The sequence below is a fragment of the Arthrobacter sp. FB24 genome (genome assembly GCF_000196235.1).
Classification (GTDB): domain Bacteria; phylum Actinomycetota; class Actinomycetes; order Actinomycetales; family Micrococcaceae; genus Arthrobacter.
Genome location: NC_008539.1, coordinates 80088 through 96488 on the forward strand (window position 1 = coordinate 80088; position 16401 = coordinate 96488).

Annotated in this window: 16 protein-coding genes and 1 pseudogene; 15 read left to right on the forward strand and 2 right to left on the reverse strand. The window is 67.4% G+C overall.

The window, feature by feature from the left end:
• Window positions 1-13 precede the first annotated feature (13 nt).
• Window positions 14-346: a hypothetical protein gene (locus ARTH_RS22920; protein WP_043431496.1), complete on the reverse strand. Its 333-nt coding sequence runs from the start codon at window positions 344-346 to the stop codon at window positions 14-16.
• Between the two features lie 85 nt (window positions 347-431).
• Here ARTH_RS22920 and ARTH_RS22925 point away from each other — a divergent pair, with 85 nt between their 5' ends.
• From ARTH_RS22925 to ARTH_RS23000, 15 genes and pseudogenes are all read left to right on the forward strand, one after another.
• On the forward strand, window positions 432-947 hold the full coding sequence (locus tag ARTH_RS22925) for a Chromate resistance protein ChrB (protein WP_011689855.1): 516 nt from the start codon (window positions 432-434) through the stop codon (window positions 945-947).
• Window positions 944-1375: a chromate resistance protein ChrB domain-containing protein gene (locus tag ARTH_RS22930; protein WP_011689856.1), complete on the forward strand. Its 432-nt coding sequence runs from the start codon at window positions 944-946 to the stop codon at window positions 1373-1375. Before ARTH_RS22925 ends, ARTH_RS22930 begins: the two co-directional genes overlap by 4 nt.
• Window positions 1376-1518: 143 nt before the next feature.
• Window positions 1519-3072: a malate:quinone oxidoreductase gene (locus ARTH_RS22935; protein WP_011689857.1), complete on the forward strand. Its 1554-nt coding sequence runs from the start codon at window positions 1519-1521 to the stop codon at window positions 3070-3072.
• Window positions 3059-4006, forward strand: a complete 948-nt coding sequence (locus ARTH_RS22940; RefSeq protein WP_156810898.1) for a phosphotransferase family protein — start codon at window positions 3059-3061, stop codon at window positions 4004-4006. The genes ARTH_RS22935 and ARTH_RS22940 overlap by 14 nt, the downstream gene beginning before the upstream one ends.
• A 16-nt stretch (window positions 4007-4022) precedes the next feature.
• Window positions 4023-5924, forward strand: coding sequence for an ABC transporter ATP-binding protein (locus tag ARTH_RS22945; RefSeq protein WP_232223692.1), 1902 nt, complete (start codon window positions 4023-4025; stop codon window positions 5922-5924).
• Window positions 5921-7732: an ABC transporter ATP-binding protein gene (locus ARTH_RS22950; RefSeq protein WP_011689860.1), complete on the forward strand. Its 1812-nt coding sequence runs from the start codon at window positions 5921-5923 to the stop codon at window positions 7730-7732. Before ARTH_RS22945 ends, ARTH_RS22950 begins: the two co-directional genes overlap by 4 nt.
• A 123-nt stretch (window positions 7733-7855) precedes the next feature.
• Entirely contained in the window at window positions 7856-7996 is a 141-nt protein-coding gene (locus ARTH_RS24030; protein ID WP_232223695.1) for a hypothetical protein, read from the forward strand.
• 166 nt (window positions 7997-8162) lie between these two features.
• Entirely contained in the window at window positions 8163-9485 is a 1323-nt protein-coding gene (gene hisD, locus ARTH_RS22960) for a histidinol dehydrogenase (RefSeq protein ID WP_011689862.1), read from the forward strand.
• Window positions 9475-9960, forward strand: a complete 486-nt coding sequence (locus ARTH_RS22965) for a hypothetical protein (RefSeq protein ID WP_011689863.1) — start codon at window positions 9475-9477, stop codon at window positions 9958-9960. Before hisD ends, ARTH_RS22965 begins: the two co-directional genes overlap by 11 nt.
• A gap of 101 nt (window positions 9961-10061) precedes the next feature.
• Window positions 10062-10427: an ArsR/SmtB family transcription factor gene (locus ARTH_RS22970; protein WP_011689864.1), complete on the forward strand. Its 366-nt coding sequence runs from the start codon at window positions 10062-10064 to the stop codon at window positions 10425-10427.
• Entirely contained in the window at window positions 10424-11761 is a 1338-nt protein-coding gene (locus tag ARTH_RS22975; RefSeq protein WP_011689865.1) for a cation diffusion facilitator family transporter, read from the forward strand. Before ARTH_RS22970 ends, ARTH_RS22975 begins: the two co-directional genes overlap by 4 nt.
• A 79-nt stretch (window positions 11762-11840) precedes the next feature.
• Window positions 11841-13103, forward strand: a complete 1263-nt coding sequence (locus ARTH_RS22980; protein WP_011689866.1) for an MFS transporter — start codon at window positions 11841-11843, stop codon at window positions 13101-13103.
• Window positions 13087-13464 carry an ArsR/SmtB family transcription factor gene (locus tag ARTH_RS22985; RefSeq protein WP_011689867.1) on the forward strand — a complete coding sequence of 126 codons (378 nt, stop codon included), beginning with the start codon at window positions 13087-13089 and terminating at the stop codon, window positions 13462-13464. Before ARTH_RS22980 ends, ARTH_RS22985 begins: the two co-directional genes overlap by 17 nt.
• 780 nt (window positions 13465-14244) lie before the next feature.
• Window positions 14245-14856, forward strand: coding sequence for a copper resistance CopC family protein (locus ARTH_RS22995; protein ID WP_011689868.1), 612 nt, complete (start codon window positions 14245-14247; stop codon window positions 14854-14856).
• A gap of 205 nt (window positions 14857-15061) precedes the next feature.
• Window positions 15062-15645, forward strand: a pseudogene (locus tag ARTH_RS23000) (recombinase family protein).
• 70 nt (window positions 15646-15715) lie between these two features.
• Here the strand turns inward: ARTH_RS23000 and ARTH_RS23005 are convergent.
• The gene (locus ARTH_RS23005) at window positions 15716-16255 is read right to left on the reverse strand and encodes a hypothetical protein (protein WP_011689869.1); all 540 of its coding nucleotides are present in this window, start codon (window positions 16253-16255) and stop codon (window positions 15716-15718) included.
• Window positions 16256-16401: the final 146 nt, after the last annotated feature.

Below are 16401 nucleotides of genomic sequence, written 5' to 3' on the forward strand. Positions count from 1 at the left end.
GTCTCCGTTCCGGTCAGAGGATGATGACGTTGGTGATGAATGCGACCAGGCCGCCGACCACCGCGGGAAGGGCCCGGCGGCCCAGTTCCCGGTGGACGGAGGCGACGACGGCCGGCGGCAGGGCGCCGGCGATCAGGCACCCCGCGTCCCCCACGCTGACGGCGGGCATGAAGTCCTCGTTCAGCGAGAACGCGTTGGCCAGTATCCGCCAGGCGATGACGGCCAGCAGCGTGCCCGCCGCGGCCGCGGCAAGATCCGCAACCGGCCAGCGGGCATACCTGCAGGCAAGGGCCACCGCGGCCGCCGCGATAACAGCGGAGATCACAATAAGCACGGGCGAAATCATGGGCGTCCTCCTGAAGCCTCGATGGCGGCGAGCACCGCATCCGGCCTGAACCATACCAGTTCAAGGTAACCACGGTTACAATTATATGGTGAAGAGTGAACCATTGATACCCGGCGGCTGGGTCCTGTTGAACTACCGGATGCCCCGCATCCCGTCCGGTCCGAGAGTCGCCATCTGGAGGCGGCTGCAGGCCCTGGGCGTCGCACAGCTCGGTGACGGGCTCGTCGCCCTCCCGGCCGACGCCCGCACCCGGGAGCACTTCGACTGGATCGCGGCCGAAGTCAGACAGGCGGGCGGAACCGCCGGCCTGTGGTTGAGCCAGCCCGCGTCCCTGGGGCAGGAGCGTGAGATCGCTGCAGGGATGGCCGCCGACCGTGCCCGGGAATACGAGGACGTCACGGCCGCTGCACACGCGGCCACGGCCCTGGATGCAACCGAACGCGCCAGGGCCGTGAAGCGGCTCCGTGCCGAGCTGCGCCGGATCGGCCGGCGCGACTACTTCCCGCCCCGGGAACGCGACACTGCCCACGCCGCCGTCACCGGCCTCGCCACCGCGGAGCTTCCCGCCCGCGCCATCAGCCCCTCGGGAGGACAGCCATGAAGTGGGCCACCCGCACCGGCGTCCACGTTGACCGGGCCGCCTGCGCCTGGCTGATCCGCAGGAACATCGACACCGCCTGCGAGTTCGTCTTCGTGGCGGACCCCGCCGAGGTCCCCGCCGACGCGGTGCCCTTCGACATGCCCGGCGTGGACCTGACCCACCACGGCCACGACTGCACCTTCGAAACCATGCTGCGCCGCTACGAGATCCAGGATCCCGTCCTGTGGAAACTCGCCGAAATCATCCACGAAGCCGACATCGACGACGAACGCTTCGACGCACCCGCCGCACCCGGCCTGGACATCATCATCCGCGGACTCTCCATGACCCTGAACGACCAACAGACACTCGCCGTGTGCGGCCCCATCCTGGACGGCCTCTACGACTACCTCAAACGATCCCTCATCCTCGGCCGCGAACCCTCCTGACCGCGACAGGCCGGATATGCACGTCATGCCGCAAGCTCCGGGTCCCCGCCGGCACGCCGCAGGAATGAAACCGTGGTTACAATAAAATCGGAATGGGCCGACCGGTAGCCGACAGGCTCCCCCCACCCCTTGACTGGAGTCTGATGATGACCGCAGAGATGCGAACCGAGACCGCCCCCGCCGAGTACGCCGACGTTGTCCTGGTCGGCGCGGGAATCATGAGCATGACGCTCGGAGTGCTCCTGAAAGAACTTCAGCCCAGCTGGAGCATTGCCGTGGTGGAGCGTCTGGGAAGCGCCGGGGGTGAAAGTTCGGACTCCTGGAACAACGCAGGCACGGGACACGCGGCCCTGTGTGAACTGAACTACACCCCCGCAGGCAGGGACGGAACGGTATCCCCGGACAAGGCGATCGCGATCAACGAACAGTTCCAGGTCTCGCTGCAGTTCTGGGCCCACCTCGCCGCCACCGGCAGGGTCGGCGCACCGAAAACGTTCATCAACCCGGTACCGCACATGAGTTTCGTCTGGGGAGGGCAGGCCACGGACTATCTTCACCGCCGGTATGAGGCACTGAAGCCGCAGCCCCTGTTCAGCACCATGGAGTTCTCCGACCGGGCCGACCAGCTGGAGGAGTGGACGCCTCTGGTCATGACAGGACGCCGCGCCGTTCAGCCCGTGGCGGGCTCCCGCGTGGCCGGCGGAACCGACGTCGATTTCGGAGCGCTGAGCCGCACCATGGCAGGCTTCCTGCAACGCAACGGCGCGGAACTCAACTTCGAGCACGAGGTCACGGACCTGGCCCGCGACACCAATGGCCGCTGGGACGTCTCCGTGCACAACCTCGGGTCAGGACGACGAGCGAAAATCAGGTCCCGGTTCGTGTTCATCGGCGCCGGGGGTGGAGCGCTGCATCTTCTCCAGCGCTCCGGCATTCCCGAGGGCAGAGGCTTCGGCGGATTCCCGGTCTCGGGCCAGTTCCTGCGCTGCACAAAAGATGAAATCGTCCGGGCGCACCACGCGAAAGTCTACGGGCAGGCCTCCGTCGGCGCTCCCCCCATGTCCGTTCCGCACCTGGACACGAGGGTCGTTGATGGAAAACGGTCCCTGCTGTTCGGCCCGTATGCCGGGTTCACCAGCCGGTTCCTCAAGAGCGGGTCCCTGCTGGATCTGCCCCGTTCCATCCGGCCCTCGAACCTCGGCCCCATGCTCGCGGTCGCCCGGGACAACCTCGACCTTTCCAGATACCTGCTGGGAGAGGTCCTGAAAAGCCGGGAGGCAAAGATCCGCACGCTGACGGACTACATGCCCACAGCCCAGGACGCCGATTGGGACCTGATCACGGCGGGCCAGCGGGTTCAGATCATCAGGAAAGACCCGACCAGGGGCGGAGCGCTGCAGTTCGGGACTGAGCTCATCACCTCCGGCGACGGGTCTCTTGCCGCCCTTCTGGGCGCCTCCCCCGGCGCTTCGACCTCAGTGTCGATCGTGCTGGATCTGCTCGAACGCAGCTTCCCTCAGCAGTTCCCCCGCTGGCAGCCCCGGCTGACGGACATGATCCCCGGATACGGACACCGGCTCAACGACAACCCGGCGCTGGCCGAGGAAGTGCTCGCCCGCACCGGCGCTGCGCTGCAACTTCACCCCGGCAGCGGGGACGGCAACCAGGGCGGGGGTGCTGCCCGTGGGGCGCGCTGATACGTACCTTCAACCCGGCGCCCCGGATCCGGTGCTTCCCAAGGACCTGGTCCTTGACCTGGCCGGACGGTTTCTTCCCGACGGAAACAACGGCGCCGATACGCGCTTCGACGTGGACGAGTCCGGCGGCGAAGCCCGGGCGTACATGCTCGGAAGTGGCATCGTCGTCAAGACACAGCGCCCCCACCGGCTGCGCCCGCGCACGAGCCTTGAGAAGGAAGCACACGTTCTGAGCCTGCTCGCAGGACCCCTGGCCGGGCGGATCCCGCGGCTGTTCGGCTACGGCAGGGAGGACACCGCGGCAGGCCCGGTGGAGTTTCTGGTGATGAGCAGGATCCGGGGATGCGCCGCCCTCCATGCCGGCCTTCCGGCGCGGGAGGCGCTGCTGGCCAGTTTGGCGGATGTCCTGCGCTCGGTCCACGCCGCCGACGTTACCGGCCTTCGGGACAGCGGCCTGTTACCCGCCGACGTCGACTCAGCCGCCCTGCGCGGCCGTCTACAGCTCGGATTCGCCGATGCGTGCGACGGATTCGCCGCACACCGCGACCGGTATGCCGGTGCGGGTGCCCCGGAACGGATCGCCATCGCGGCGGTCGATGCCCTCGCGGGCCTAACGGACGAATCACCGGTTCTGCTGCATTCCAATCCCGGGCCGACGCATGTCTTCGTCGGGGACGGCGGCCTCTGTACCGGGCTGATCGATTTCGGCGACGCCTATGCATCCCATCCGGCCCTGGACCTGCGCAGCTGGCCCGATCCGGCGGACCGCATCGTGCTCCATGAGGCCTATACCGGCGGCCGGCCGACCACCCGCGGGTTCGACGCAGTCTGGACGGTTGTCATGATCCTCGCGGACCTGAACGCGATGCTGCACAGGGCCGACCTTGCCGAGGCGGCCGGTCGCGATCTTGCCCTGCGTCTGGCGCAACTGTGAGCAGCGGACCTGCCGTGTGAACGAGGACCCGGCCCCTGTCCGGCCCGGGAGCGGAAACCCCGGTCTCTGGCGCGCGATGCTGCCCTACGGCCGCCAGGTCGCCGGGCTGCTGGTCCTCGGCTCCGTGTGCGGTGTCCTGATGAACACCGCTGTTGTGCTGCCGTCGCTGCTGCTGGGACAGGCAGTGAATACGGTGGTGCAGTTCCGTGACGGGCAGGCCGACGCGGCCTCGGTCACCGCGGCGCTGGTGCTTCTGGTCGCCGGGACCCTCGCGACGGAACTGCCGCGGATCGGCAAACGCTGGTGGCTTGGCGTGTCCAGCACCCGCCTGCTCGCCAACGTTCGCTCCGATGCTCTGCGCGGGGTTCTGGCCTGGCCCGCGGACCGGCTGCACCGCGCATCAGTCGGTGACCTCATGGCCAAAATCATTGGGGACGTCGAAGTCCTCGGTCTCGGCGTCAAGGAGGTGATGATCGAAACGTGGGACACCCTGCTGTTCTCGCTGTCCTTCGCCGTGGCCATGATCCTTCTTGATCCGGGGCTGGCCCTCCTGGCACTGGTGCCCGTGCCGGCGGCGCTGGCCCTTGGCAAGGCGGCCGGCACCTGGGTATCCCGGCGCACGCTGCGGGCGAGGGAGGCTAACTCCCTGCTGACCGCTTTCGCCCAGGAGGGGCTGACGGGTCTGCGGGTGCTTCGCGTATCGGGCCGCGGGGGCGCCTACGCGAACCGCCTGCGCGCGCTGGCCGAACACCAGGCCCATGCCGAGATCGCGGCCACAAGGCTGCAATCAGCACTCGCTCCCGCTTACACGGCGCTGACCAGCGCCGGTGTCGTCGCCGTGCTGTGGGTCGGTGGCCAGCAGGTGACAGCCGGCACTCTCACCATCGGAGGCCTGGTCGCGTTCCTGACGATGTTCACGCGGTTCACCGGCCGGGCCTTCCGGATACCGCAGATGGCCAACCGCGTGCAGGCCGCCGCCGCCGCCCACACCAGACTTGCCCCGCTGCTGGCTCCGCCGCCCCCGCAGCGAAACGAACCAAAGCACGCGGCCTGGAACCCGGCCCGGATCGCCGGACTGACCCGGCAAACAAACCCCCGGACCAGCCGGCGCGGTCCGGGAGGCGCTGCCGTGAGCGTCAGGAATCTGTCCTTCACCTACCCCGGAGCCACCGCCCCGGCACTGAAAAACGTGGACCTGGACATTGCGCCCGGTGCGCTGGTCGCCGTGACGGGCCCGGTCGGTTCCGGCAAGACCGCATTGGCCGGGATTCTTCTTGGACTGCACCGGCCCGACCACGGACGCGTCCGGGTGGACGGGGCCGACCCGGCCACCTGGAGCGCCGATGACCGCGCCGGGGTCGGCTACCTCCCACAAGCGCACCAGGTTTTCTCCGGCAGCATCGAACAGAACATCCTGCTCACCGACGGCTCCGACCACGCTGACAGGGAGGAACCCAGCCGTCTGAGGCAGGCCCTGCACACCGCGCAGCTCGACGACGATCTCGCCGGGATGCCCGAGGGCACGGCCACCGGGATCGGCGAGCAAGGAGTGCGCGTCTCGGGCGGCCAACGCCAACGGATCGCGCTGGCCAGGGCGCTGGCCGCTCCGCACACACCGCCCCGGCTGCTCGTCCTGGACGATCCGTTCTCCGCCCTTGACCTGGTCACCGAAGCCGGGCTGATCACGGCACTCCGCGCCGCTGTCGGTCCGGGCGCCCCCGCGGAACGGCAGGCAACGGTGCTCCTGTGCTCGACCCGATTGGCCGCCTTCCCCGAGGCCGACCTCATCGTCGTACTCGACGCCGGCCAGGTCCTTGAAAGCGGAACACATTCCCGGCTCCTCGCAGCCGGAGGCCTCTACGCGCGCATCTTCACGGCACAGCAGCACGTCACGGCCGCGCGGCAGGAAAAAACGTGAGCACCCACCCTGCCGTCGCCCCGCCGGCACCCGCGCTCCTGGCCCGCGAGCTGGGAGCACTGATCCGCCCCTGGCGCGCACGGATTGCAGGCGTCCTCATCTGCGTGCTCGGGGCAGCCGCGCTCAACCTCGTCCCCGCCCTGGTCCTGCGGCACATCATCGACACCGGGCTCACCCCGGCGGGCAACGCCGGCCTGGGCCCGGCCGCATGCCTCTACCTGGGCGCCCTGGTAGGCGCCGCACTGCTCACCTCAGGCTACGGCTACCTCGCTGCCACGCTCGCCCAACTCAGCCTGGCCGAACTTCGGGGACAGCTGTTCGAACACCTGCTCCGGCTGCCAACGGCCTACCACGACCGGACCCCCATCGGGGACTCCATCTCCAGAACCACGGCCGACGTGGAGACGATCGGCAACCTGTTTTCCTCCTCCGTGCCGACCCTGATAGGACAGACAGCCGGGCTCTCAGCCGCCGTCGCGACCATGCTTGCCCTCAGCCCCGTCCTCACCGGCGCCGTCATCATCACCATTCCTCCCATCGTGCTGCTCACCCGTCAATTCCGACGCAAAGTCCGTGATGCCGAACGCGCCACCCGGAAAGCAGTGGGACTGGCGAATTCCCAACTGGCAGAAGACTTATCGGCGGTAGACGTCATCCGCGGTTTCGGACGCGAAGCCCTGTTCGCCAACCGGTTCCGGCTGGTCCTGCTCCAATGGCTGCAGGCCGCGAACCGATCCGTCCTCTACAGTGCGTTCTACGCCCCCATGCTGGCCACACTCGCTGCAGTGGCCACCGCCTCACTGCTGTGGCTGGGCACCCGGAACGCATTCGATGCCTTCGGGGTGAGCGTGGGAACCCTGACCGCCTTCGTCGTGCTGTTCGCGCAATTCTTCACCCCGCTGGTGAACCTCGGGGAGGAATGGCAAAACGTTCAGGGAGCCCTCGCCGGCGCCGAACGCGTCTTCGCCGTCCTCAGGCTCCCGCCCGACCAGCCACCCCCAGGATCCGGGCCCCCGCCCACGCTCCCTGAAGGAGACATGGCGCTGGCCGTCAATGACGTCACCTTCGGCTACAGTGCCTGCCAGAGCGTGCTGCACCATGTCACACTGACCGTGCGCGCCGGAGAGCACGTGGCAGTCATCGGCCGCACCGGCGCCGGCAAATCAAGCCTCCTGTCCCTGCTGGCCGGCCTGTACCGCCCATGGTCCGGACACATCACCCTTGCCGGCTCGGACCCATGCAGCCTCGACGACACCGGCCGCCGGGCCGTGCTCGGCTACGTACCTCAAAACGTGACCCTTTTCCCCGGCACCATCGCAGAAAACATCACGCTGGAAGACCCGTCCATAACACTGCACGACATCCTGCTCGCCGCACAACTAGCCGGAGCCGACAGCTTCATCAACACCCTGCCGCAAGGGAGCGCAACGATCATCAGCGACACCGGACACGGCAACGGAGTACAACTATCAGCCGGACAACGACAGCTCCTCGCACTGGCCCGGGCCATGGTGGCACGCCCGAACGTCCTGCTTCTGGACGAAGCCACCGCGGTCGTGGACGGTGCCAGCGATTCGGCATTCCGCGAAGCCCTGCGCACACGTGTCATTCCGACCGGAACCGCAGTGCTCACCGTCGCCCATCGGCTCGTCACCGCCAGGGAAGCGGACCGCGTGATCGTGATCGACGCCGGCCGAATCATCGAACAGGGAACACCCTCCGAGCTGCTCGCCGCCGGAGGCAGATTCGCCGACCTCGTCACCCTCGAAGAAGCCGGATGGGACTGGAGAGAGCAGCCCGATCGCTAATCGTCACCGGAATTCACCGACCCCGCTTAGCCATTCGATGCCCGCCGGCAGCTCCATGCTGCGCCGCCACAACATCCAGAACCCGTCCTGTGGACACCCGCCGACATCATCCACGAATCCGACATCGACGACCAACGCTTCAACGCCCCCGCAGCACCCGGCCTGGACATCATCATCCCCGGACTGTCCATGACCCTGAACGACGAACAGACCGTGGCCCTGTGCGGACCCGTCCAGGACGGACTCGACGACTCCCTCGAATGATCCCCCCTCCCCGGCAGGGAACCCTCCTGACCGGGCGCCCTCCGGGCGGTGCCGCCCGGTCAGGAACCGCCGGAACGCATACACATGTGCGCAAATGGCTTAGTATTGCGGATCGGGGCAGATGCGCCGAACGTCGCGCAAGGCTGAGCCTAAAGGGAGAACACCGGTGCAGGTAATTGACCTGAGACACGATGTCGGACGGGTGCGTGAGCGGCTCCCGCGGGCGGAATTTGACCTGCGCGCAGCTACCGCGGCAGCCGCCCCGGTCGTTGAGGATGTGCGCACCCGTGGACTCGACGCCGTCCTGGACGCGACCCGAAAGTTCGACGGACTCGACCTGAAGACCGTCAGAGTCCCCCCGGAGGAGCTTCAGCGGGCCCTGGACGCCCTGCCCCCGGCCGTCCGGCACGCCCTGGACACGTCAATTGACAGGGCACGGAAGGTCCACCGTGACCAGATGCCCGCCCCGGTCTCCACGCAGCTGGCCGGGTCCTCCACGGTTTCCTACTCTTGGCTGCCGGTCGCCCGGGTGGGTCTTTACGCTCCCGGAGGCCTGGCCGCCTACGCGTCCAGCGTGGTGATGAACGTGGTCCCAGCCCAGACGGCCGGAGTGGTCTCCCTCGCGGTCTGTTCCCCGCCCCAACCCGATACCGGGTGGCCGGCCGCGCCGGTAATGGCCGCCTGCGCGGCCCTGGGCGTGAGCGAGGTTTACGCGGTGGGTGGGGCCCAGGCGATCGCGATGCTCGCCTACCGCGCGGCGGCTCCGGACGGGGCGATGGTCTGCCAGCCGGCCGATGTGGTGACGGGACCCGGCAACATCTACGTCGCCGCGGCCAAGCGCATCGTCCAGGGCGACGTCGGGATCGACTCCGAAGCGGGCCCGACCGAAATCATGATTCAGGCCGACGGGAACGCGGACCCGGCATATGTGGCGGCGGATCTGCTGAGCCAGGCCGAACACGAACCCGGCGCCGCCGCTTTGCTCGTCACCCCCTCCGAGGAGCTCATCCGAAATGTCCAGCGGGAACTGCGGGCACGGCTGGCCGCAACCAGGCATTCCTCCCGTGCCGGCCGCGCGCTGGAAGGCAGGCAGTCCGCCCTGGTCCTGGTCCGTGACCTTGAACAGGGACTTGAGGTCGTCAATGACTACGCCGCGGAGCATCTTGAGATCCTGACCCGGAATGCCCTCGAGCTCGCCGGACAGGTCACCGCCGCCGGCGCGATCTTCGTCGGCCCCTGGTCCCCGGTGTCCCTCCGCGATTACTGCGCAGGATCAAACCATGTTCTTCCCACCTCCGGGAATGCCCGGCATGCCTCCGGGCTCTCCGTCTACACGTTTCTGTGCGGCGTTCAGACCATCCACTACGACCGGGCCGGCCTGGCACAGGTCGCCGGCGACGTCGTCGCCTTCTCCGGGGCCGAAGACCTGCCCGCGCACGGGGAAGCCGTCCTTGCCCGCATACCCGATGCCGCCCGCAGTGACCTCTGAGCGGCGGGAGAGGAGTGCCGGCACCAGGAAGAAACCGCCGGTCAGTGCCGTCACGCCCTCGGGCGCCCGGTTCCTCCTCACCGCCGACGCCCTGGAAATGATCCTGGTCTTCGGCGGGACACTCCACTGCTACCGGGGGGCCGGAGGCTGCCGCAAACAGGGCCTGTACTTTTCCCGTACACGTCCCAAAAAGGCGCTGGACTGCCGGCTCCTGCCCGAACACTCGGACGGCGACCAGGGTACGGGCGCCACGGAGCGGCAGGACATAGCGGTCAGCGTCAGCGCCGATCTCGCGCCCGCGCTCGACGGTGCCGTCCTGGACTTCGGCAACTACAACGGCATTCAACGCTTCGTCTGGACCACCCTGCCCGGGGTCAAAGGACCCTCCTGCACCTGCCTGCGGTCCGTCGGCCCACCGGCCGGGAAACGGTCGCCATGCCTGGATGACCGGCGCATCGGCCTCACCGACCTATAGAAACGCCCGGCCCCACGCGGAGCGGACAACCCGGACCGCGCGGCTTCGCCGCAGAGCGTGAGAGCGGTGACACACGATTCAGCACATGCCATAATGTGCGCATGGATGCAGATATGAAAGTATGCGGCCGGGATCCCGACAGCCGATTCGTCGACCTTGCCGCCGAAGTCTTCGCCATGCTCGCCGACGCCACCCGCGTACGCATCATCCTGGCCCTGCGCGACGGCGAACTGTCGGTAAACCACCTAGCCGACATTGTCGACAAGACCCCCGCAGCGGTCTCCCAGCACCTGGCCAAGATGCGCCTGGCCCGATTTGTCGCCACACGCCAGGACGGCACCCGCGTGTTCTACCGCCTCGAGGATGACCATGCCCGCCACCTCGTGACCGAAGCGATTCTTCAGGCCGAGCATTCCCTCGACGGCACGCCGCGCCACCACCACTCCGGAAGCAGGACGACCCCATGAGCAACCCGCACCAGCACCCCCACACGCACGACCACGACGACCCGGCGGGGCACGAAAACCCCGGTCCCGGAGAGCCCCACGACGGCCATGATCCTCGCCACGCCGACCATGCCCACCCCCATCCCCATCCCGACGAGGGGCACTCCCACGCCGACCATGCCCACCCCCATCCCCATCCCGACGAGGGGCACTCCCACGCCGACGGCGACCACCGCCACGCCCATCCGCATGAAGAGCACTCCCACGCGGACGGTGGCCATGCCCACCCCCATGACGGGAACTCTCACGCCGACGGCGGCCACGGCCATGCCCACCCCACCGGGATCAAGGGATTCTTTTACGGACTCTTCGTCCCGCACAGCCATGACGCCTCGGATTCGATCGACGACGCCCTGGAGGCCAGCACCGAGGGCATCCGGGCCCTGAAAATCAGTCTCTTCATCCTGCTCGGCACCACTCTTCTGCAGCTGATCGTTGTCCTCTTCAGCGGATCTGTGGCGTTGCTCGCCGACACCATCCACAACTTCTCCGATGCCCTGACAGCGTTGCCCCTGTGGGTTGCGTTCATTCTCGGCCGGCGGGCCGCCAGCCGCCGCCACACCTACGGCTACGGCAAGTCCGAAGACCTGGCCGGACTCTTCATCGTCGCCGTCGTCGCCCTCTCTGCGGTCGTTGCCGCCTGGCAATCCATCGACCGGCTTTTCCATCCGCATCCACTGGAGAATCTCTGGTGGGTGGTGGCCGCGGGCCTCGTGGGCTTTATCGGCAACGAGGCGGTTGCGGTTTACCGCATCCGGGTCGGGCAGAAGATCGGCTCCGCCGCACTCGTCGCCGACGGGGTCCACGCACGCACCGACGGATTCACCTCCCTCGCCGTTGTCGTCGGCGCCGGCGGCGTCATGCTGGGATTCCCCCTGGCCGACCCGATCGTCGGCCTGCTGATCTCCGTCGCCATCATCATCCTGCTCTGGGGCACCGTCCGCAGCATCGGCCGCCGGCTCATGGACGGCATCGAACCCGAACTGCTGGACCGCGCCCAGACCGCCCTGGAAAGAACACCCGGCGTTCTCTCCGTCCCCAGGCTGCAGCTGCGGTGGGTCGGACACCGCCTCCAAGGAGCGGCCACCATCATGGTCGCCAACACCTCCCTGGCCGAGGCGGAAAAGGTCATCGCGCAGGCCGAAACCAGCCTGGCCGCCGCGCTGCCCAACCTTGACGACATGCCCATCCGCGCCATCAGCGGCACCCCCGCCACCTCCGGCGCGCCGTCCCAAACACCGCCGCCGCATGCACATCCGGGCCAGGGCAGTCACGGGTGGGAACACCGGCCCTGACCGCGGAACCGTGCGGGGGCGAAAGTCGACTAAGGTAAGTGCATAGACGCGCACGTATGCACTTAAGAGAGTTGGCCTGATGTTAGCGGTTCTGCGGAATGTGACCTACCGGCGGCTGTTCGCCGCCCAGATCGTGGCCCTGGTCGGCACCGGCCTGCTCACGGTGGCTCTCGGGCTGCTGGCCTATGACCTGGCCGGCTCGAACGCCGGGGCGGTCCTGGGCACGGCCCTGACGATCAAGATGCTGGCCTACGTGGGTCTGGCCCCGGTGATCAACGCGCTGGTGGCGCGGCTGCCGAAGAAGCCGGTGCTGATCGGGGCGGACCTGATCCGTGCGGCGATGGCACTGTGCCTGCCCTTCATCACCGACACCTGGCAGATCTACGTCGTGATCTTCCTGCTGCAGTCCGCCTCCGCGACCTTCACCCCGGCCTTCCAGTCACTGATCCCCACCATCTTGAAGGACGAGCGGGACTACACGCGCGCATTGTCCCTCTCCAGGCTGGCCTACGACATGGAAGCCCTGGTCAGCCCGGCCCTTGCGGCCCTGCTGCTGACGCTGATCAGCTACAACAACCTGTTCATCGGCACCGTTGCCGGCTTCCTGTTCTCGGCCTTCATGGTCACCATCACGGTCCTGCCCCGGATTTCCGCCCCGGCGGGGCCGCAGACGTCCCTGTGGCACCGGACCACACTGGGCACACGGATCTTCTGGCGCAACCGGCGCCTGCGGTCCCTGCTGGCCCTGAACCTCGTGGTAGCAGCCCCGACCGCACTGGTGCTCGTCAACACCGTGGTCTACGTCCGTGACGTCCTACACCGCCCCGACACCGACCTGGCCTTGGCCCTGGCCTGCTTCGGTGTCGGTTCAATGATCGTCGCCCTGTCCGCGCCCCGGGTCCTGGACCGCTTCGGGGACCGTGCCGTGATGCTCACCGGCGCCGCACTGATCCCTGCCGTGCTGGCCGGCGCCGCACTCCTGACCTTCCTGGGCGTCGGTGGTGCGGGGTGGTGGCTGCTGCTGGGGCTGTGGTTCCTGCTCGGTGCGACGAACTCCACGATCCTCACGCCCTCCTCCCGGCTGCTGCGCGATGCCTCCACCGAGGAAACCCGCCCCTACGTATTCACCGCACAATTCTCCCTCTCCCACGCCTGCTACATCCTGACCTACCCGCTGGCCGGCTGGATCGGGGCGATGGCCGGTTTGGGCTGGGCTGCGCTTGCGCTGACAATTATTGCGATGATAGGCAGTGCAGGTGCATTCCTGTCCTGGCCACGGCACACCGCCGCGGCATCCCAGGAACCAGCCACAGAGGAGCAGACCGTTGAGCAGCCGGCCTAGCAGCGCGTTCAACCCCGTCCCCGGGGAACCCTCCCTGGCCCACCCCGTCACCCCGGGCCCGGAACTGCTCGAAACAGCCGCCGGGACACTGCGGATGCTCGCCGAACCCACCCGCCTGCACCTGCTCTGGCAGCTCTCCACCGGCCCGAAAACCGTCACCGAACTCGCCGACGCGTCCGGGGCGCCCCGGACCGTGGTCAGCCAGCACCTGGCAAAACTGCGGCTCAGCGGCCTCGTGGACACCCGCAAGGACGGCCGGCACGTCATCTATTCCCTCCACGACGGGCACCTGGTCCGGCTCATCCGCGAAACCATCAACCACGCCGACCACCTGATCACCGGCGAACCGGCCCACGACTGACCCCTCCCCATGCCGGCCAACCCCACCCCAGGTAACCCAGGAGCACGCCCATGAGCGCCAACGCGCCCCTGCGGTTTCTGCGCACCTGCGTGATCACCGCGTCGGTCCTCGGCCTCGCGGCGGGAGCCCACGCCGCCGCCGGCGGCCACCTGCCGCCGGCGGCAGTGATGACCCTGCTGACCGTCCTGGTCATGGCCCCGGTCATGGCCCTGTCCCGCTACCGGCTGTCCCTGCCCGCCATCGGCGGAATCCTCGCCGCGGGCCAGGGCCTCCTGCACCTGGCCTTCACCGGCCTTTCCGGCCCCGACGGACACTGCGCCCCTGCCGGTATCGCCGCACACACCCACCACCAGACGTTCGCCATCCCGGATTGTGCCCTCACCGGCGTCACCGCCGCGGCGGCCGCCGGAGACGACATGGCTGCCGGCGCCGGGGCGGCCATGACCGCGGCACACGCCCTCGCCACGGCGGTAACGGCGCTGATCCTGGCCCGCGGCGAGGCGGCCCTCTGGCAGCTGCGCGCCTGGCTCCGGCTCCTGGCCGGCATCCTGCACCCGGTCCCCATGCCGCCCACCCCGCGGATCCCTGCGCTGCGGACCGAAACCGCCCCGATACGCGCTGCCAGTACATCGCAGGCCCAGCCACGCGGCCCGCCGTTCCTGACGGTCCGGCCCCTCCAGACGTTCGGAATCCTGCGGCTGCCGGACCCCAACCGCCTTCACCCCATACCTTTTGCCTGCCGCCTCCCTGCGGTCCAGGCTGTCCCGAAAGGACACCCCCGTGATTTCTTCCTTCCGCCGCGCCCGCATCGCCGGTGCGCTCACCACGGCCCTGGCGTTCACCGCGTTCCTGGGCGCAGGCCCGGCCCAGGCCCACGATTCCGTGGCCTCCACCAGCCCAGCCGAGGGGCAGACGCTCACCACCAACCCCGGCAAAGTGACCATCACCCTGACCAAACCCCCGACCACCGGAATCGCCGGGGCCAACATCATCAAGGTCACCGCCCCCGACGGCCACATCGTCAGCACCGGGGACATCACCGTGGAAGGGGCCACCCTAAGCACCGCCGCCGACATCGACCACCCCGGCAAACACACCGTGGACTGGCGCGCAGTCTCCGCCGACGGACACCCCATCGAAGGAACCCTCAGCTTCACCTACGCCCCCGACGAAACCGGAACGACGGCCCCATCAGCCGCCGCCACCCCGGCAACAGGAACCCCGGAACCGGCTGGCCCCGGCGCAGCGGCGCAGGCCGCCGCACCCGCAGCCCAGACAGCCACAGCGGACATGACCGGATGGCTGATCGCGGCCGGCATCGTCATCATCTGCCTCGCCGGCGCACTGGTGTACGTCGCCACCACGAGGAAGAAGCCGGACACCGGAAAATAGCCCGACGGCCCGGCGCGGTGCCCCAAGCGGTGCCGCGCCCGGCCCGGCACTGCGTGAGTGCAGACGACTTCTGACACTCGGTGCAAACGACTTCTGAAATCGACAGGTTCCTCGGAATGCCGGGAAACATCAATGTCCCGCATGTAGTCCCAAAAGTCTTGCAACAAATCCCTGTTACGGAGACAACTTTCGGTACGGTTCTGACATGGATATCGGGTACGCAAGGGTCTCAACGACGAAACAGGACCTCGCCCGCCAAATGGACGCCGTGGCGGCTGCGGGCATCAAGGCCGAGCACATCTACGTGGACAAGAAGTCCGGGGCTAACACGAACCGGCCAGGGCTGCAGGAAGGGATGCGCCATGCAAGGGCCGGGGATGTGATCGTGGTCCACACACTGGATGGCTTTGGCCGGACAGTGAGGGACACCCTGAACCTCGTCCATGAGCTCAAAGAAGGGACATCGGGATCCGGACGCTAGCCGATCCCATCGCCATCGACACCACAGCACCAGACAGTTCACTGGCTCAGCTGGCGTTCGTGATGCTGGCTCTGTTCGCCGAGATGGAACGGACCTACTCCGCCGAACGGGTAGCCCATGCCAGAGCCGTGGCCACCGCCAACGGCCGGCGGACCGGACGGCCGTCCGTCGTAGACCCGGACAAGCTCGAACACCCCGCCATGCTCCGCGATAAAGGAGTACCCATGCGGGAAATCACCGCCAAAACAGGACTGGCACGAACAACCCTGTACCGGCACCTTCCGCCCCGCTCCCCCGCCACAAACTGAGGCGCCCAGGCAGGGGGTACCAACCAAAAACGGGCATACCCACCGCTACGTGACCTTCTTACCCACGAACCTAACCGAGGGCCGGGTGATTGCTGATAAAAGGCTTCACCGTGTAGTGCAGCAATCCCCTAATTTTATTCTTTTGCCCCGGCGTGATGTCGCTGCGCTTGTTGAACATGTCCAGAAGAAACTGGTAGTCGTTTGCGCCGTCATTGCGGTTGAACTGGGTGGCCGGGAACGCGTCCTCTTCGTACAACCATCGCAAGATTTCGCGGGAAAAGTCTGCGTTGAGGGAAACTTGCTCTCTTGCAAGAATCTTCTTTCGAAGATCGAACAGACCCCGGAATACGGTGATCTGAAGGTTCAGTTGGCTGCTCTGGAAGTGCTCTACGCACTTGCTGCCAATGTATTCCAGCGGCAGTCCGCTGTTCAGGTTTTGGATGGTGTACATATACCGAAGATGCTGCTGGCCGCAGACGCATTCGCCCTCTTGGAGGGGATCTTCCTCCACCGCTGTTACGGTCCACTCGTGCACAGCACGAAAGAACTCATCAGCTACTGAGTTGTCCTCGATAACCTTCTTCAGCGTTTCAAAACTGTTCACCGCCACGGCATTCCCCTAATCTACGGGCAAAACTCTACAGCGCTTCCTGAGGGCTTCTGCACAGCTCACCGTCAGCTACTCCCACCGCAGCCCGGGCCCGCTATTTAGTGTCCGTAATAAAGGCGGGACTAGAGGCTATAGAGCCATGTCCC